Genomic DNA, 16,360 nt, shown 5'->3' on the forward strand with positions numbered 1-16,360 from the left:
CGCCGTTCACCAATCGGCCGCCGGTGTCCCGCAGGGGATCCCTTGGGAGGGGGCACGTCGGTCGGGGACCGGCTGGCGGCACCCGATCAGGGCGACGGTCGGTTTGGGGGAGCGGCGGAGCAACGGGGGCTACGTCAGCCGAGTGGGCGTGACAGGGCTCACTGCTAGCAATGCGCTTGCAACAGTTAGCACCCGGGTCCTGAGGGCACAGTGAACACATGGCCAACAACAACAAGATCGTTAACCAGCTTCGCGCCCTCGTGCTCCTCACCAAGACCGAGGAGCAGGTTGCGCGCACCCGCATCTCGCAGGCCCGGACCGACGCCGTCCGCCGCGAGCTCACGCAGAACGCCGACAACGCCGCGGCGCGCACCATCGAGATCACCGAGGCCCTCCGTTCTCTCGGCGGTGTCCCGGACGTCGTCACCCCGGCCCTCGGCCGGCTCTCCGCGACGCTGAAGGCCACCTTCGAGCAGGCGGCTCCCGTCGAGGAGGCGCTGCTGAGCGACCTGTCACTCGAGCACCAGCTGCTCGACCGCGCCACCTACGTCAAGGTCCTCGCCGAGCAGGCCGAGGAGACCCAGGTGCGCCGGCTGGCCGAGAAGCTCATCGGCGCCCACCAGGCAACCGTCGAGTGGCTGACCGTCGTGCTCGCCGAGGAGGCCCTCGGTGGCCCCGCCGCGCTCGTCGCGACCCCGGTCCAGAAGGTCGCCGGCGGCGTGGCCCGCGCGGTCAACGCCCCGGCCCGCTTCTGGGCGAACAGGGTCAACAACGCCGTGGACACCGTCAAGCACGCCGGTGAGGAGACCTCCGACCGGTTCTCCGCCGTCACCGACCGCGCCGCGCAGCTCACCGACGCCGTCCGCGAGACGCTCACCGCCGGCCGCAGCGCCTCGCTGCGTCGCGCCGAGCAGATCGCCCGCCGCGAGGGCAACAAGGACGCCGCCAAGGCCGCCCGGACCGCCCGCGAGGAGCTCGGTGATGTCTCCGCCGACGAGCTGCCGATCAAGAACTTCGACCAGCTCTCGGTCGGCGACGCCGTGAAGGCCATCAAGGGCCTCCAGGAGTCGCACGACCTCCGCGTGATCATCCGCTACGAGGAGACCGGCAAGAGCCGGGCGAACGTGGTCAGCGCCGCGCAGACCCAGCTCGCCTCGCTGGCCAAGGAGGCCGTGGGCGTCGACGCCTGATCCCGCAGAACACTTGGAGGGTCCACGCCCCGCTCGTCGGGGCGTGGGCCCTCCGTGCGTCCGCGGGCCCGTTCCGTAGCGCCGTGCGGGGAAGGCTCCGACCATGAGCATCACCCGAGGCCCTAGCAGCGGAGGTCTCGCTTCCCACTGCCACCACCCGCTTGACTTGCTCAGTCGCCGCGACAACGGCAACACCACCCTCAACACGGTCAGTGACGACGACGAGAACGGCTGGGCATCGTTCCGCGACACCTCGCTGGACACCTAAGAGGCGCTCGAGCTGCTCACCCTGGGCGAGAGGTGGTCTCCCGGAAGGCTCACAACAGCCAGCTGATCGGCAGCCGCGCGGCCCGGCCCGGCGCCGCGAGCTGGGAGCAGATCGCCGAGGCCCTCGGCGCCCCGCGGACTCCGCGAGGAACTGCTTCAACGAGGCCATCGCCGAGCGACTGGACGCCGACACCGCAGCCGCAGCCGCAGCCTGCGACCTGGCCGGCGCGCGCCCCGTCCGCTGACCGTCCCTACCGTCCCGACTCGCGGGCCCGGAGCACCGCCTCGACGCGGTCCCGAGCCTGCAGCTTGAGCCGGCGCTTGGTATCGCAAGAGGAACCCGCTACGGCGACGTCCTATGGGCCAGCGCAGCCAGCCGCCGGTGTCTCGCAGGGGATCCCCTTGCGGTCATGACTTGGCGTGGTGGTCAAGGACGTCCGTGGCGTCCGATACCGGTTCGACTGCCGGGGCGTCAGGGGATGCTCGATGAGTACGAGCGCGACTCGCCGACGTCGATCACCTCCAACAGCCGCTGAGTGAGCGCGACGCCTTCCAGCAAGGTGCGGTGATCTGCGCGCTCTGGATCAGCGATGTAGGCGTCGTACCCGGCCCGGGAACCGAAGGAGACGATGTGTACCTCGGCCTGTCCATCTGCCGTGCGCAGGCGTCGTTCCAGGCGACCGTCGTGCCGCTCAAGCAGGGGGAGCACGGCGGCTTCGTACCGCTGGAATGTCTCGACGCCTTCGCGCGCGACGTCCGCCACCATGACCAAGGTCAGTCGGGTCTGCGCGCTCATGCAGCGACGGTAAGTGTGCTTGGGGCGGCTTGTGCCGTAAGCGGATCGGTCAACGGCGCATCCGATAGCGCAGATGGAGCACCCGGTTGCCCTGAAGCACCGCGTCGGGGTCCTCCAACAAGTGCTGCGCGTGGACCGACCCGAAGTAGCGCTTGCCGGACCCGAACACAACGGGTACGACGTCCATGCGCACCTCGTCGATCAGCCCCGCGGCAAGCACCTGGCCACCGACGTCGCCGGCGGCGACCTCGACTGTGCGGTCACCCGCGAGCTCCTGCGCCTTGGTCACGGCTGCCTCAACGCCGTCGACAAAGTGAAATGGCGCCGCTGGGTCCCAGCCCTCGGGCATCGGCCGGTGGGTCACGACGACTACGTGGTCGATCCCGCTCGGAGGCTTCCCGTCCCAGCCGTCCGTGATGTCGAAGACGTGGCGGCCGGCGATCGTGACTCCGATCTGGTCCCAGTACGGCCGGGTGTAGGCGTGAGACGTCTGCGACACCTTCAACGCGCCGCTGTCGTCCAACGGGACGTCACCGCTGGTCAACCAGTCGAACAGCGGTCCGGGCTGATCGTGCTCGTCGGCGATGAAGCCGTCCACCGACACCGAGGCGTACATGACCACCTTGCCCACGGGCTCTCCTATGCTTGGGGCCCTCAGATTAACGATTGGTGGGCTGTCGCTCTTGTAAGGAATCAATCGGCCGGCAGCGGCCAGCTGTCCAGCACGTGGCCAGGATGTTCGCGCAGGAACCGCCGCCGGACTTCGACGTACCGCGTCGGCGTGAGCCCGGTGAAGGCCCGGAACTCATGGCCGAAGTGGGCCTGGTCGAAGTAGCCTGCTCTACCGGCGAGGTCGGCCCAGTCGATCGGTCCGGCGGGGTCGATCGCGAAGACGGTGGCGGCAAATCGGTGGGTGCGGGCCAGCCGCTTCGGGGTGACGCCAATGAGGTCCTTGAACCGCTGCGCCAGATGAGTGCTGCTGACACCGGCTGCCACGCTCAGGTCGCCGATCGCCACCGCCCCGTTGGTCGCCGCGATGATGCTGCTCGTGTGGCGGACCAGCCGCAGGCCGGCGATCTCGCACAGCCGGCGCAGTAGCTCCTGCTCGAGCAGCGTCAACATCTCCTGCGGTCCGTCCGCCGTGGCCAGCCGGTCTCGCAGCTCAGCAACTGCGGGTCGGCCCCAGATCTGCTCCATTGTCACCGGCCGGTCACACAGCTCGGCCGCGGGCATCGGCAGGAACGGCGCCAGCCCCCACGGCTTGAAGTGCACGCCGACGGACCGGGTCCGGAGTGGGTAGCCGAACTCCCACGCGCAGGTGGGCATGGTGACCACGCAGCCGTCGGCGTACTCGGCCGTCTGAATGTCGGTGCCGGCGCGGATGCGAAACGGCGCCCCGAGGTTGACGATGAGCAACGCGGACGGCGGCGGCAGCGTCAGCCGGGCGTACGGCGGCGCACCCTCCAGGTAATAGAGGTCGTCGATCAGCCCATCCAACGGCGGTCGCGGCACTCTGGACGCGTACTTCACGCCCACAGCATCGCCGACGCCCCGCTCCGACCACACCCTTCCGACGAGCCAGATCCCAGACGGGCAACTGCCGCGGCGGTGCTGTCACGACGACCCATGGCACCCGTCCGCGGACGGCCGGTAGGCGACCGACTACCGGCACGGTCGGGTATGCCGTAAGCCGAACGTTAACTGGGAACATCGCAGGCGGGAACGAGTCCACGGGAGGCCGTCCCGTGAGACCCGCCCGGTGACCTGTCCCGCAGCGGTGGGACAACCGGGGCACCCTCATGACACTCCTCATGGCGGGGAGAGCTGCGTCGTCCATCCGCTGTACGGCGCCCATCACCCCATCGGCTGTGCGGAAGAACTGAGACGCCCGTGAGTCAGTGCCACCGGCACAGCGGGACGTCATCGTCGCGAGGAACCAGCCAGCCGTCATCCTGTCTACGATCAGCGACTGTTGTTAATGGCCAATGGAAAGACGCCTGCGATTGCCCGCAGCCGTCAGCAACCAACGCTTATCGCTAACAAGCAGGTCTTTACGTCAGAACGGTACGCATGCTACCAATAGCGTTAGTCCGGGCCCCGCTTCGCGGGGCCCGCTGCCGTTTCTAGGGGTGGCATGTTGGTCATTTTCGGCAGGCGTTGGCAATGCACGGCGGAATGAAGGTCTACGCCGGCACGCCGACGGCGGCCCGCCACTACGTAGAGGCCGACCGGGGCAGGGGAGCGGGTCGGGGTCGGGGACCGGATCGCCACCCGGCGCAACGACCGCGACCTCGGCGTGGCCAACCGCGACACCTGGACCGTCGTCGCCGTCGGCTGCGACAGGGATCTGGCCGTCGTCCCGGCCGAGGTCACCCCGACCAACGCCGCTCCTGCTGGTGTTACCCCGGCGGGGGAGCGGGTGCTGCCGGTCGGCTACGTCACCTCACACGTCGAGCTGGCCTACGCCAGCACCGCGCACGGGGTGCAAGGTGACACCGTCACCGCAGCGCACCTGGTGGTCGGCGAGCACACCGGCGCAGCGGCGGCCTATGTGGGGATGACCCGCGGGCGCACCGCCAACACCGCCCACCTGGTCGCCACCGACCTGGATCAGGCGCGCGACGAGCGGATCGCCGTGTTCGGCCGCGACCGCGCCGACCTCGGCCCCGGTCACGCCGCTACGCAGGCCGCCGCCCAGGCCGCCCGCTACGCCCAGCCCCACCTGCTCGAGCAGGTGCTGGCCGAGCTGCAGCAGGCGTGGACGGTTGAGCAGCGCAGCCTCGACCGGCTGGCTGTCCTGCAGCCCTGGTGCGACGACCTGCGCCAGGCCGTGGCGCTGGAAGCCGCGCACGGTGGTGAGCTGGTCCGGCTGGACGCCGAATATCGGCGGGCGGACCTGGCCGCCCAGCAGGCGACGCGGCGGGCCGAGGCCGCCGATGCCACCTTCACCGAGGAGGCCGGCCGAATCCACGAGGGCCTGCTCGCCGCCTGGGACGACGACCGCGGCGCCGCCCGCGCCGCGGCGAAGGTGGTGCTCGATGGGCCCGGCTGGTGGGGGCTCAAGCGCACCCCCGTCGCCCGCGCCAAGGAGCAACTGGCCGGCTGGGCCGACCGGTGGCGCCCCCACCTGCCCGACCTGCCCATCGATTTCGAACGACTCGCGCGGGTGGCCGACCGGTCCGACGACCGGTCGGCGCTGTGGCGGGCATTCAACGCCACCGCCAAGGCCGCCGTCCGGGCCGGCGAACAGGCCCAGGCTGCTCTGACTGACGCCCACCGTCGGCGCAGGGAGCGGCTGGCTCCGCTCGGACCGGCCGCCTGGACGCCGGACCCGGCCGGGGCGCTGGCCGCCTTCGAGGGCTACGTCGTCACGGCCCGGCAGGAGCTGGCCGACGCCCGGGCGCGCATCGCGCGACTGGCCACCGAGACGGCCCTGCTGGGCCAGCCGCCCGACCGGCTTAACGTCGCCCGCGACGCCTGGCGCGCCCGCTACGCCGCCGAGCACCGGCAGAGCTCGGCCGCCACGCCGGACCCGGCCGGCTACCCGGCGGGAGTCTCGCGGCCGGAGCCCGAGCGCCACGGGCCACGGCCAGCACGCGATGTCACCCCGAGCCTGGGGCGGTGAGCGAGGGGCTGGTCGTCACCGGGCCGCGGCCGCCCCCCAGCGGGACTGCAGCGCCCGGGGGGTGCAACAGGAGGAAAACAGGAGGTCGACTGAAGAAGTTGGCTGTGGGCTGTCACCAACGGCCGCGAAATCGCGCCTTCTACAGCTGGCAACCGACCCATGCCCGCCGAGCCCTCGGAGGCCGCCATGCCCGACCAGATCCCCGGCCGCCACCACACCGCCGCGCCCACGTCCGTGCTGCTCACCATCGGCGAAGCTGCCCAACTGCTGCGCACCCCGGTCGCCACCCTGCGGTACTGGCGCCACCTGGGCACCGGCCCGCACTCCTTCCGGCTCGGCCGCCGCGTCCTCTACCGCCGCGACGATCTGCGTGCATGGATCGACGCCCGGCATGATGCGGACAGCGCCGGCCGGTCTTGACGAGGATTGTTGTGTCCGACAATACTGGTCCTTTGGAGATCCGGTTCACCCAGTCGGCGCGCAAGCACCGCATCGGCCGGGCCTCCGCCCGGCACGTGCTGGCCACCGCCGAGGCGACCGCGGTCACCACGACCAGCGGTGCCGACGCCTGGCTGTACGTCGGACCCGACGAACGGGGGCGGGAACTGGAGATCATCGCCCTCGAGGTGCACCCGGCCGACGGCGGGCAGTCCTACCTGCTGGTCATCCACGTCATGCCGACCCAGCTCCGAGGAGACCGCTCATGAACGACGAGCACCGGCCCGCTGTCACCCCCGACTCGCCGATCGGCCCGGACGTCGACCTCGACGCCGAGGACGTCCGGTTGGCCGACGGAACCCGGCTGACCGAGCAGCGCGCCGCCGAGATCGTCGACGAGGTCCGCCGCCGCGGCGGCCGGCCCTCCCTCACCGGAGAAGCCGCCGCCTCACCGCGCATCGCCTTCCGCGTCACTCCCGGTGTCCGCGACCGCGCAGCCCAGGTCGCCGCCCGAGAGGGCAAGACCGTCTCCCAGCTCGCTCGCGAGGCACTCGAGGCCCGAGTCGCCACGGAGCCCTAGAACTCCTCACGCAGAACGACAACCGCCCTGTGCCTGCGCCACAGACAGGAGAGGCTCGTGGCCTTTCGCAGCATCCAGGATCGGTGGTACGTCACCGACCCGGCGACGGGGAAACGCGTGCGGAGCGCCCGCTACGGGCAGGGGATGCGCTACCGGGCGCGCTTCAAGGACGCCGCGGGCAAGAAGGTCACCCGCGCCTTTCCCGATAAGGAGAAGTCGAAGGCGCAGCGATGGCTCGACGAGGTCACGACCAGCCAGGTCACCGGGACCTATGTCGACCCGAAGACCGCCCGGACCACGGTCGCCCAGTGGTGCGAGACCTGGCTGGCCGGCTACGCCACCCGTCGCCCCCGGACCGTGCGGCAGGCGCAGGTCCACATCGCCCAGATCGCGGCCGCGTTCGGTCCGATGCCGCTCTCGGCGGTGCGGCCGTCAGCGGTGCTGACGTGGACGGTGGAGCTCAAGGCCGGCGGCCTGGCCGACAGCTACGTCTATGCGCTGCACTCGCGCCTGTCGCAGGTCATGCGCGACGCCGTGCACGACGGGCTGCTGGCGCGCAATCCCTGTTCGCGGCGCACCTCACCAGGCACAGGCGGTCAGCGCCCCTACGTCGCCACGACCGAGCAGGTGTGGGCGCTGCACGACACCGTCGCCGAGCACCTGCGCCCGGCGATCCTGCTCGGGGCCTTCGTCGGACTGCGGACCGCCGAGGCGGTGGGGCTGCGGGTCTGGGACGTCGACTTCATGCGCGGCGTCGTCCGGCCGGTGCAGCAGGGCGACGCGGACCCGCTCAAGAGCGAGACGTCGCGGACGCCGCTGCCCATCCCGCAGGAGCTGGCCCTGCAACTGTCGGCTGCGGTGGCGCGGTGGGGTGGGGACCACGTGGTTACCGATGGCACCGGCCGGCAGACCTCGACGTGGGCGATCGAGCGGGCCGTCCGCTCGGCCCGGCCGAAGGTCGCCGGGCTGCCCGAGGCGTTCCGGTTCCACGACCTGCGGCACTACCTGGCGTCGCTGCTGATCGGCAGCGGCCTGGGCGTCAAGGTCGTGCAGCACCGGCTCCGGCACGGCAGCGCCAAGACGACGCTCGACACCTACGGGCATCCCTGGCCGGACAGCGACGAGTCAGCACGGGCCGCCGTCGGTGCGGTCCTGGCGGCCCGTGCTGGAGACTCGTTGGGGACTGACAGCGCCTCTTCGCAGTAAACCTGCAGGTCAGCGCGGTGTGAGACCTAGATGTCGTAGTACATCGCGAACTCGTGCGGGTGCGGGCGCAGCCGGATGGGGTCGATCTCGTTCTCCCGCTTGTACTCGATCCACGTCTCGATCAGGTCGGGGGTGAACACCCCGCCGTCGATGAGGTACTCGTGGTCGGTCTCGAGCCGGTCGAGGACGGCGTCCAGCGAGGCCGGCACCTTCTCGATGCCCAGGGCCTCCTCGGGCGGCAGCTCGTAGAGGTCCTTGTCCACCGGGGCCGGCGGCTCGATCTTGTTCTTCACGCCGTCCAGGCCGGCCATCAGCATCGCCGAGAAGGCGAGGTAGGGGTTGGCCGACGGGTCGGGCACCCGGAACTCGATGCGCTTGGCCTTGGGGCTGTCACCGGAGATCGGGATGCGGGTGCACGCCGAGCGGTTGCGGGCCGAGTAGACCAGGTTGATCGGCGCCTCGTAGCCCGGCACCAGCCGGTGGTAGCTGTTCACCGTCGGGTTGGTGAAGGCCAGCAGGGACGGCGCATGGGCGAGCAGTCCACCGATGTAGTGCCGTGCCATGTCGGACAGACCCGCGTAGCCGGTCTCGGCGTGGAACAGCGGCTCGCCGTCCTTCCAGAGGCTCTGGTGGCAGTGCATGCCGGAACCGTTGTCACCGAACAGCGGCTTGGGCATGAACGTGACGCTCTTGCCCTCGGCCCAGGCGGTGTTCTTGACGATGTACTTGAACAGCATCAGGCTGTCGGCCGAGCGGAGCAGCGTGTCGAACTTGTAGTTGATCTCGGCCTGGCCGCCGGTGCCGACCTCGTGGTGCCCGCGCTCGAGCTCCAGGCCCGCCTCGGTCAGGTTGGTCATCATCGTCGAGCGCAGGTCGCTCTGGTGGTCGTAGGGCTCGACCGGGAAGTAGCCGCCCTTGGGCCGGGTCTTGTAGCCCAGGTTCGGGCCGCCGTTCTCGCCGGTCAGGGCACCCGAGTTCCACGAGCCCTCGACCGCGTCGATGTGGTAGTAGCCCTCGTTGATGCCGGTGCCGTGCCGGATCGAGTCGAAGACGTAGAACTCCGCCTCGGCGCCGAAGTAGGCGGTGTCGGCGATGCCGCTGGAGGCGAGGTACGCCTCGGCCTTCTTCGCCACGTTGCGCGGATCGCGGCTGTAGGCCTCGCGCGTGATCGGGTCGTGGATGAAGAAGTTGACGTTCAGCGTCTTGTGCCGGCGGAACGGGTCGAGGAAGGCGCTGTTGGCGTCCGGCAGCAGCAGCATGTCGGACTCGTTGATCGCCTGGAACCCCCGGATCGAGGACCCGTCGAAGCCGAGGCCCTCGGAGAACGTGTCTTCCCCGAAGGTGGATGCCGGGATCGTGAAGTGCTGCATGACGCCGGGCAGGTCGCAGAAGCGGACGTCGACGTACTCGACGTCGTTGTCGCGGATGTAGGCGGCGACCTCGTCGGGACTGGTGAACATCGATCCTCCGGGTTGGGGCGGACAGCCGATGGCGAACCTACGAGCGGGCGGTTGCCCCCGGGTGTCTCAGGTGTTTCCGCGCGGTAACAACGGCTTCCGGCGTGTCGCCGGCCCGTTGCCCGTCGGCCGGACGGGCGTTCTGCGGGCGCCTCCTAGGCTTGGGCTCATGGTCGGGGACGCGCAGCCACCCTCTCAGGAGCGCCCGCGTGGCGCCGCACTGGGACTGCCCTCCGGCGGTCCCGGTTCGCTGGCCACCTTCACCAGCCGGGTCGGTGCCTTCTCCCTCGACGCGATCGCCGCGGCGCTGGTCGCGGGCCTGTTCACCGCCCCCTCGCTACCCGGCAACTGGAGCCTGCTGTCGTTCGGGCTGATCGCCGTGGTCACCCTGGTCGTCTTCGGGCAGACGCCGGGCATGCGGCTGCTCGGGCTGCGGCTGGCCCATCCGCGGCCCGGGCAACGGCTGGCCCTGTGGCGGGCCGTCGTCCGCACGGGCCTGCTGATGCTGCTGGTGCCCGCCCTCGTGGTGGACGCCGACGGGCGCGGGCTGCACGAACGGCTGACCGACACCGCCGTCGTCCGGGGCTGAACGCACGAGAGCCCCCGTGCCGGCCGGCACGGGGGCTCTCGTCGCGTCGTCCTACCGCCGGCGCACCTGGCGCTGGCTGACCGTCATCTGACGGCCGCCGGGCATCGGGCCGCCGGGGACCGGCAGCCGCGCCCCGCCGAGCGCGGCGACCCGCTTGCGCAGGGCGTTGAGCTCGCCGCCGGAGAGGTTGCGGGGCAGCTTCATCACGTGCGCGCTGAGCTTGCGCAGCGGCACCTGACCCTCCTCGTCGCCGACGAGGAGGTCGTAGATCGGGGCGTCACCGGCGATGCGGGCGATGCGCTTCTTCTCTTGGGCCAGCAGGGGGCGGACCCGGGAGGGCGAGCCCTCGCCGACCAGGATGACGCCGGGACGGCCGAGCACCCGGTGCACGGCGTCCAGCTGCGTGGTGCCGGCGACGCCGGAGGAGACCTGCCAGTCGCCGCGCATGCCCTCGAGCACCCACGCCGCGGCGCCGGGCTGACCCTCCACCTGGCGGTAGGCCGAGCCCTGCGCGCGGCGGCCGAAGACGATCATCGCGGCCAGCGCGCCGAAGAGGATCGCGATGGGCAGGAAGAGGAACGGCGCCCCGAAGAGGATGGCGATCAGCTCGATGACGGCGGCCACCGCGACGAAGGCGATCAGCATGACCCAGGGCAGCTTGGGGTCGTTCTTGCGGGTCAGCGAGTAGGCCTGCTTGATCATGCGGGCCTGGTTGCCGACCTTCTTCAGCCGGCCGACCTTGGGCCGGCCGTCCTTGCCGACCTTCCCCGCACCCCGGCCGGAGGCCGTGGCCCCGGTCGATCCGCCCCGTCGGCGGAATCGGGAGCCGGGACCGGTGGCGGCCTTGCCGGTGCCGGCGGGCGCGGGGGAGTCGGTGGGCCTGCTGCGTGCCATGTCCCCAGGATAGAGACAGAACCCGCTCTGCCCCCCACAGCTCGCGGGCCGGCCTCGCCCAGCGGCTCGGCCCGAGCCTGCGAAGGCGGCGAGGGGCGAGCTCCTTCTGCCTGCGGGAGGACCGGCGGCCGGCCCCGGTGGACCGGCCGCGACGTCCTCAGATCGAGCGGGTCAGCCCGCGCGCCTCGACGGCCTGCTGGTACAGCCGGCCGGCCCGGTAGGAGCTGCGGACCAGCGGCCCGGCGAGCACGCCGGGGAAGCCGATGTCCTCCGCCGTCTGCTGGAAGCCGACGAACTCGTCGGGCTTGACCCAGCGGACGACGGGGTGGTGCCGCGGCGAGGGGCGCAGGTACTGGGTGATCGTGAGCAGGTCGCAACCGGCGTCGTGGAGGGCCTGCATCGTCTCGACGACCTCGTGCGGCTCCTCGCCCATGCCCAGGATCAGGTTGGACTTGGTGACCAGCCCGGCCTCGCGGGCAGCGGTGAGGACCGCCAGCGACCGCTCGAACCGGAAGCCGGGGCGGATCCGCTTGAAGATGCGCGGCACGGTCTCGACGTTGTGCGCGAGCACCTCGGGCCGGGAGGAGAACACCTCGGCGAGCTGCGCCGGGTCGGCGTTGAAGTCGGGGATGAGCAGCTCGACGCCGCAGCCGGGGACGGCGGCGTGGATCTGCCGGACCGTCTCGGCGTAGAGCCAGGCGCCGCCGTCGGGCAGGTCGTCCCGCGCGACGCCGGTCACGGTGGCGTACCGCAGCTGCATCGTGGCGACGCTCTCGGCGACCCGGCGCGGCTCGTCGGCGTCGAAGTCGGCGGGCTTGCCGGTGTCGATCTGGCAGAAGTCGCACCGCCGGGTGCACTGGTCGCCGCCGATGAGGAAGGTCGCCTCCCGGTCCTCCCAGCACTCGTAGATGTTGGGACAGCCGGCCTCTTCGCAGACGGTGTGCAGGCCCTCGCGGCGGACCAGCGACTTCAGCTCGGTGTACTCCGGGCCGGTCTTGAGCCGCGTCTTGATCCACTCCGGCTTGCGCTCGATCGGCACCTGGCTGTTGCGGACCTCCAGGCGCAGCAGCTTGCGGCCGGAGGGCGCCAGCGGGGTGTCGGAGGAGGGGGTCGGGGCCACCGTCTCGCTCATGATCGACCACGGTACCCCCGGATACGGCAACGCCCGCCTCGGTCGAGGCGGGCGTTGCTGCTCAGGGGCGTTGCTGCTCAGGGGCGGTGTGCGGTCAGGTCGCCGGGTTGCGCGGGTCCTCGGAGTCGGAGCCGATCCCGCCGGAGGCGGTCTGCGGCTGGTCGTTCGGCGAGGCGGTGGCGGTGTCCAGCGCCGGGTCGTCCGGATTGGCCGTGGCGGTGCCCGGGGTGGCGGAGCCCGGGCTCTCGGTGGGCTTGGACTGCTGCGCCCACGAGCCGGCGTCGGTGTCCGGCGGCGTGGCGTCGCCAGCCGTGGTCTGGGCGGTCGAGACGGTCTTGCCGGAGTTGCTCGGGGAGCTGGGCACGGGGTCCTCTCGGTAGCTCGGCACGGGCCCGTCGCCGGTGGTGGCGGGGGTCCACAGGTCGTCGGAGCCGCTGCGGCGGCGCAGCACCACCGCCACGGCGGCGGCGATGCCGAGGACGGCGAGCAGCCACGGCCAGCGCCGCGGCCGGGGCTCGATCCCGACCTTCGGCTTTCCTCCCCTACCCGCCCTGGCGGCCTTTCTCCCCAGTTCCCGGCGCTTCTTCGCCGCCGCCCGCTCCAGCTCGCCGCGCTTCTTCGCGGCCTTGGCGGTGGCGGCGGCGAGCTCCAGGCGGCGCAGGTCGAGTTCGTCCCGGGCGCTGCCCAGGCCCGAGGTGAGCGACTCGCGGGTGGTCTCCAGCACGGGGGTGACCGCATGGCGGGCGGCGACCACCCGGGGGGCGGCGTAGGCCAGCGTGGCGGCCTGGGCGGCGACCACCCTGGGGACGAGGTCCTCCACCAGCGTCCTCTGCGCCGCCTCGCGGGCGGCCTCGACGCGGGGGCCGAGGTCGGTGGCAGCCCTGGTGGCCGCGGCCTGGGCGGCGGTCACCGCGGCGGCCAGGTGCGGCGCGGCGGCCTCACGGGCGGCCTCGACCCGGGGGGTCAGCGCGTCGCGGGCGGCCTCCACGCGGGGGCCGAGGTCGGCAGCGGCCCTGGTGGCCGCGTCGCGGGCGGCGTCCACCCGCGGGGTCAGCGCGTCGCGGGCGGCCTCGACGGCGGGTGCGGCGACGGCCACCGCGGCGGCGACCCTGGGCGCGACCGCGCCCTTGGCGGCGTCCAGCGCCGGGCCGCTCGCCTCTCGGGCGGCCTCCACGCGCGGTGCCAGCTGGTCCGTCGCCGCCTTCCGGGCCTCCGCCACCGCCGTCCCGATGTGGGCGAGACCTTCCTGCAGTTCCTCGCCGATGATCTGGCCGTGCGTCTTCTTGCGGAACACGGGATGCACCTCCGGTTGATCGTGTCGGCGGCCATCCTGCCCGCTCACCGCGGACGGCACACCCCGGGTGCGGTCCCCGGGACGGCGGCCGCGGGAGGGTCTGGACAGCGTCGTCGGGTGCAGCTGCGCATCTCCACCGGACCCCAGCAGGGCGCCACCCACGACGACCTGCTGGCCGTCGCGCGGCGGACCGAGGAGACCGGTCCCGACGCCTCCCTCCGCGCCGACCACCACCCGGCCATGGGCGGCGAGGGCCTGCCCGGGCCGGCCGACGCGTGGGTGACCCCGGCCGGCCTGGCACGCACGCGAGACCAGCCGCATCCGGCTGGGGACGCCGATGTCGGCGGCGACGTCCCGGCTGCCGGGTCCGCCGGCGATCTCGTTGGCGCAGGTGGACCAGATGGGCGGCGGCCGGGTCGAGCTCGGCCCCGGGTCGGGCTGGTACGAGCAGCTGGGCTGACGGCGTCGTTACAGCGGCTGTACCGGGACGGACGCGTCCAGCCACTCGAGGAACGCCTCCACCGGCATCGGGCGGGCGATCGCGTACCCCTGAGCGGTGTCGCACCCCAGGGCCGCGAGGACGGCGCCCGTGTCGTCGTCCTCGACGCCCTCGGCCACCAGCGCCAGGCCGAGGTCGTGGACGAGCGCCACGGTGTGCCGGACGATCGCCGCGGCCCGCGGGTCGTGGCCGACGTCCCGGGTGAGACTCCGGTCGAGCTTGAGCTCGTCGGCCGGCAGGTGGCGCAGGTAGGCCAGCGAGCTGTACCCGGTGCCGTAGTCGTCGATGGACGTCCGGACACCGAGCCGCCGCAGCTCACCGAGGACGACTCGTCCCCGATCGGGGTCGGCCATGAGGGTGTCCTCGACCAGCTCCAGGGTCAGCGCCGCGGCCGGCAGGCCGTGCCGTGCCAGGGCCCCGGCGACCTTGGTGGGCAGGTCGAGGTCGGTGACGTCCGCTGCCGAGAGGTTCACCGACACGGGCACGCGGCGGTCCCACCACCATCGGGCGGCGGCGGTGAGGGACAGCTCCAGCACGGCGTCGGCGAGCGGACGCAGCAGCCCGGCCTGCTCGGCGGCGGGCAGCAGCTCGGCGGGGGAGAGCAGGCCGCGGGTCGGGTGGTGCCAGCGGACCAGGGCCTCCGCCCCGACGACGCGGCCGTCGTCGAGGGCGACCTGCGGCTGCAGGTGGACGGCGAGCTGGCCGCCGTCCTCCAACGCCGTCCGCAGCTCCTCCATCGTGTGCAGGCGGTCACCGGTGCCGCCGCGTGGGTCGGGGACGTAGGCACGGACGCCCTCCCGGCTGGACTTGGCCGCGTACATGGCGACGTCGGCGCAGCGGAGCAGCTCCTGCACCGTCGCCGCGGGGACGGGGGCCGTGGCGACGCCGATGCTCACGCCCACGTGCAGCCGGATCCCCTCGACGGTGAACGGCTGCAGCAGCAGCTCGCGGATCCGCTCGGCCCGCTCCTGGGCCTCGTCGAGAGCCGAGTTCGGCAGCAGGACGGCGAACTCGTCGCCGCCCAGCCGGGCGAGCGTGTCCGTGGCCCGGAGGGCGTCGCGCAGCCGGGGGCCGACCTGCCGCAGCAGGCTGTCGCCGGCGTGGTGCCCGAGGCTGTCGTTGACCTCCTTGAAGCCGTCGAGGTCGAGCAGCAGGAGGGCGGCGGGACGACGGGCGGTGGCCGCGGCCAGCACCCGCTGGGCCTCGTCCAGCAGCGCCCGCCGGTTGGGCAGGCCGGTCAGCTCGTCGGTCCGGGCCTGCTCGCGGACCTCGTTGAAGGCACGGACCTCCCGGAAGGTGATCGCGGTGCGGGCCAGCGCGGCGAGGACGCAGCCGACCGCCAGCCAGGCGGCCGCGGCGGTGAAGCGGTCGCCGTAGCCGGCGGCGAGGATCACCAGGCTGGCCAGGTTGCAGGTCAGCGGCAGCGCCAGGACGCGCCAGCCGACCCGCGTGCCCGCCTGCGCGCCGGCCCGTGCCGATGCCCGGACGGCGTCCGGGTCGCTGGTGTGCCCGGCGAGGGCGAACAGCGCCATCGTGATGAGCCAGGTGAGGTCCAGGGGTCCGCCCTCGACGTACACCCCGGCGATGGCCAGGTCGAGGAAGACGATGTCACCGACCAGCTGGGCCACGATGCCGGCACCGAGCAGCAGCAGGGTCCGGTCGCGGCGCACCCCCAGGATCGCGCCCACGCCGACCAGCAGTGCTAGGAGGACGACGTCGGCGATGGGGTAGGCGAGGCTGGTCAGCACCGCGGCGAGGTGGCCCTCGGTGACCTCCAGGGCCGGGCCCAGCAGGACGGCGACCGCGACGGCGCCCGCGCCCAGGGCCCCGACGACGCCGTCGAGCCACATGCTGGCGTGGAAGCGTGGGACGCGGGCCCGGATGAGCCCGACGAGGGTGACGTAGAGCGGCAGGTAGAACCCGAGGTAGAAGGCGTCGGAGATCGACGGGAACGGCTCCTCGGCCATCCGCGCGACCACCAACGAGTAGACGAGGTTGCCCGCGACACCCAGCAGGAGCGCGACCGTCATCGACCACCAGGCCAGCCGGTCGCCCGCCGCACGAAGCGCCGCGAGGGCGCACACAAGCGCAGCGCCGACGTAGACGGCGTTGTAGAGGACGAGGTCGTAGGCGACCGCCCAGACTTCGCCGTCCGGCCGGCCCCACACCCCGGTGGTGAAGAGCGCCAGAGCCGCCAGCGTCAGGGCGACGGCACGGCGGGACAGGGCGGTGGCCCGAGCGGTCGATCGCACACGATCCACTTCGGTCGGCACCCTCCCGGACTCCATCCCAGCCCGCGGTGGCCCACCCCGTCCGGGTGAGGTCGGGTCGGGAGCCCGCGCGCGGTAGGCTCGAGGGGTGACCAGGCGGCTCCTGCTTGCGCGGCCGTGCTG

15 protein-coding genes and 1 pseudogene are annotated in these 16,360 nt (G+C 72.4%); 8 read left to right on the forward strand and 8 right to left on the reverse strand.

Annotated features, from left to right (window positions below; translation table 11 throughout):
* Positions 1-218 precede the first annotated feature (218 nt).
* A complete protein-coding gene (locus BUB17_RS07190; protein ID WP_072915616.1) occupies positions 219-1,190 on the forward strand; it encodes a hypothetical protein in 972 nt (323 codons plus the stop codon).
* 739 nt (positions 1,191-1,929) lie between these two features.
* On the opposite strand, the gene BUB17_RS07200 is transcribed toward BUB17_RS07190, so the two are convergent.
* From BUB17_RS07200 to BUB17_RS07210, 3 genes are all read right to left on the reverse strand, one after another.
* On the reverse strand, positions 1,930-2,253 hold the full coding sequence (locus BUB17_RS07200) for a DUF1330 domain-containing protein (RefSeq protein WP_072915620.1): 324 nt from the start codon (positions 2,251-2,253) through the stop codon (positions 1,930-1,932).
* A gap of 49 nt (positions 2,254-2,302) precedes the next feature.
* Entirely contained in the window at positions 2,303-2,884 is a 582-nt protein-coding gene (locus BUB17_RS07205; protein WP_072915623.1) for a dihydrofolate reductase family protein, read from the reverse strand.
* 62 nt (positions 2,885-2,946) lie between these two features.
* A complete protein-coding gene (locus tag BUB17_RS07210) occupies positions 2,947-3,783 on the reverse strand; it encodes a helix-turn-helix domain-containing protein (protein ID WP_208983333.1) in 837 nt (278 codons plus the stop codon).
* 697 nt (positions 3,784-4,480) lie between these two features.
* Between BUB17_RS07210 and BUB17_RS07215 the strand changes: the two are divergent.
* The 5 genes and pseudogenes from BUB17_RS07215 to BUB17_RS07235 form a co-directional block, all read left to right on the forward strand.
* A pseudogene (locus tag BUB17_RS07215) lies at positions 4,481-5,878 on the forward strand (TrwC relaxase); the annotation flags it as partial.
* A 186-nt stretch (positions 5,879-6,064) separates the two neighbouring features.
* Positions 6,065-6,298, forward strand: coding sequence for a helix-turn-helix domain-containing protein (locus BUB17_RS07220; protein ID WP_072915987.1), 234 nt, complete (start codon positions 6,065-6,067; stop codon positions 6,296-6,298).
* 11 nt (positions 6,299-6,309) lie between these two features.
* Positions 6,310-6,585: a hypothetical protein gene (locus BUB17_RS07225; RefSeq protein ID WP_141242939.1), complete on the forward strand. Its 276-nt coding sequence runs from the start codon at positions 6,310-6,312 to the stop codon at positions 6,583-6,585.
* The gene (locus BUB17_RS07230) at positions 6,582-6,896 is read left to right on the forward strand and encodes a hypothetical protein (protein WP_072915629.1); all 315 of its coding nucleotides are present in this window, start codon (positions 6,582-6,584) and stop codon (positions 6,894-6,896) included. The genes BUB17_RS07225 and BUB17_RS07230 overlap by 4 nt, the downstream gene beginning before the upstream one ends.
* Positions 6,897-6,953: 57 nt before the next feature.
* Positions 6,954-8,102, forward strand: coding sequence for a site-specific integrase (locus BUB17_RS07235; protein WP_072915632.1), 1,149 nt, complete (start codon positions 6,954-6,956; stop codon positions 8,100-8,102).
* Between the two features lie 26 nt (positions 8,103-8,128).
* Here BUB17_RS07235 and glnA read toward each other — a convergent pair whose 3' ends face one another.
* The gene (gene glnA, locus BUB17_RS07240) at positions 8,129-9,562 is read right to left on the reverse strand and encodes a type I glutamate--ammonia ligase (protein ID WP_072915634.1); all 1,434 of its coding nucleotides are present in this window, start codon (positions 9,560-9,562) and stop codon (positions 8,129-8,131) included.
* A 166-nt stretch (positions 9,563-9,728) separates the two neighbouring features.
* Here glnA and BUB17_RS07245 point away from each other — a divergent pair, with 166 nt between their 5' ends.
* Entirely contained in the window at positions 9,729-10,148 is a 420-nt protein-coding gene (locus BUB17_RS07245) for an RDD family protein (protein ID WP_072915637.1), read from the forward strand.
* 51 nt (positions 10,149-10,199) lie between these two features.
* Here BUB17_RS07245 and BUB17_RS07250 read toward each other — a convergent pair whose 3' ends face one another.
* The 3 genes from BUB17_RS07250 to BUB17_RS07260 all read right to left on the reverse strand — a co-directional run bounded on the left by BUB17_RS07250 (position 10,200) and on the right by BUB17_RS07260 (position 13,468).
* On the reverse strand, positions 10,200-11,042 hold the full coding sequence (locus BUB17_RS07250; protein ID WP_175561311.1) for a DUF4191 domain-containing protein: 843 nt from the start codon (positions 11,040-11,042) through the stop codon (positions 10,200-10,202).
* Positions 11,043-11,199: 157 nt separating this feature from the next.
* Positions 11,200-12,174: a lipoyl synthase gene (gene lipA, locus BUB17_RS07255; protein ID WP_072915640.1), complete on the reverse strand. Its 975-nt coding sequence runs from the start codon at positions 12,172-12,174 to the stop codon at positions 11,200-11,202.
* 94 nt (positions 12,175-12,268) lie between these two features.
* The gene (locus tag BUB17_RS07260) at positions 12,269-13,468 is read right to left on the reverse strand and encodes a hypothetical protein (protein WP_072915643.1); all 1,200 of its coding nucleotides are present in this window, start codon (positions 13,466-13,468) and stop codon (positions 12,269-12,271) included.
* 337 nt (positions 13,469-13,805) lie between these two features.
* Between BUB17_RS07260 and BUB17_RS27730 the strand changes: the two genes are divergently transcribed.
* A complete protein-coding gene (locus BUB17_RS27730) occupies positions 13,806-13,928 on the forward strand; it encodes a hypothetical protein (protein ID WP_244277010.1) in 123 nt (40 codons plus the stop codon).
* Positions 13,929-13,936: 8 nt separating this feature from the next.
* Here BUB17_RS27730 and BUB17_RS07270 read toward each other — a convergent pair whose 3' ends face one another.
* Positions 13,937-16,219 (reverse strand): putative bifunctional diguanylate cyclase/phosphodiesterase, encoded by a 2,283-nt coding sequence (locus tag BUB17_RS07270; protein ID WP_141242940.1) that lies wholly within the window; start codon positions 16,217-16,219, stop codon positions 13,937-13,939.
* Positions 16,220-16,360: the final 141 nt, after the last annotated feature.

Source organism: Geodermatophilus obscurus, from assembly GCF_900143215.1.
Lineage (GTDB): Bacteria > Actinomycetota > Actinomycetes > Mycobacteriales > Geodermatophilaceae > Geodermatophilus > Geodermatophilus obscurus_A.